The following is a 1,203-nucleotide window of genomic DNA, read 5'->3' on the forward strand; positions in this document are numbered from 1 at the left end:
GTAAGCTTTGATTATTTTTTGCCGAAAATCGACGGAGTAAGGTTTCATCTTAAACATTGAACCACTGGTTTTATTGTACTACACCTACCTGCAATCCGCTGTAGTTATTTTTAATACTGCTATGCAAGCTTTCAAAGATGCACCCATTTGGGTCAAAATTTTGATGGTAGTGGTTGTAGGTATTTTTGGTATTGCTGGATACATGGGTATAGAACCCCTTTTCAATAAGCAGTCTCAAGGCTCTCCCTCTGAATCTTCTAAATCTGTAGATCCTGAATTTCAAGAGATTAACATCACTGTACAAAATAAACGTGATGCCAGCTTTATCCGTGATGTAGAGGTTCAGATTGTTTCTGATGGTCCACCAACTTTAAAAAAAACTGATTCTATTGGTTATCTTGAAATTGAGATACCTACAAGAAAAACGATAAAGATTATCTTAAATAAAAAAGGGTACAAATCAGAAACTTATTATGTAAATTTGCAGACAGACCCGAAGACGACTAAACCATTTTACATGGAGCCTGAAGAATTACCCACTAAAATTGAACTACAAAAAAATCCTTCTTCCAAAGGTCAACTTCCTTTTCAAGAACTAGAACTGGGCGGACTCGATCTTAAGCAAGTGTGTAAAGACCAATATCCTAATAACGATGCAAAACCTATTCAAATTAAATTTATGAATGAGTCTTCTTGGAGGTGTCATGTTAATATAAATATGGATAAAGCTTGTAACAAAAAATATCCGGGGTCTGTTGCTCATATTGATCAAGCTGGTTCTTGGAAGTGTTATAGAAAAGTTATTACTACGCCACAATCTAGCTATTGACTTATTATTACCTGTCATATCCAGTTAAAATGGGATAAAAGTTACGGAAGCTGTAACGCTTTGACAAAGTGTATATATTAAACCAAATAAGTAATACTCTCATAAATAAGAGTTCTAATTTTTTACTACTAATACCAATACTAAGCAACAACCTTGCTCATGCATACATATCTAAACCTATATATAGAACATCCGTGAGAGGTTAAGGTAATTGCTCTTTTGTCAAGAGGGTGCAGGAAAAGGGAATAAATCCACTTTGTAGACTGGATTTCTAGTAACCCAAGTTGCTAGTTATGCTTTAGAGGGTTCGCAGGCATAACATTAAAGCAATAAAATCCCCTCCAGAGTCAAAATCGGAGGGGTTTATGTTAAAT

1 protein-coding gene is annotated in these 1,203 nt (G+C 34.9%); it reads left to right on the top strand.

The window, feature by feature from the left end:
• The first annotated feature begins 121 nt into the window (after window positions 1-121).
• Window positions 122-829: a hypothetical protein gene (locus AABK37_RS41430; RefSeq protein WP_432557186.1), complete on the top strand. Its 708-nt coding sequence runs from the start codon at window positions 122-124 to the stop codon at window positions 827-829.
• Window positions 830-1,203: the final 374 nt, after the last annotated feature.

This window comes from Tolypothrix sp. VBCCA 56010 (genome assembly GCF_050875635.1).
GTDB lineage: Bacteria > Cyanobacteriota > Cyanobacteriia > Cyanobacteriales > Nostocaceae > Hassallia.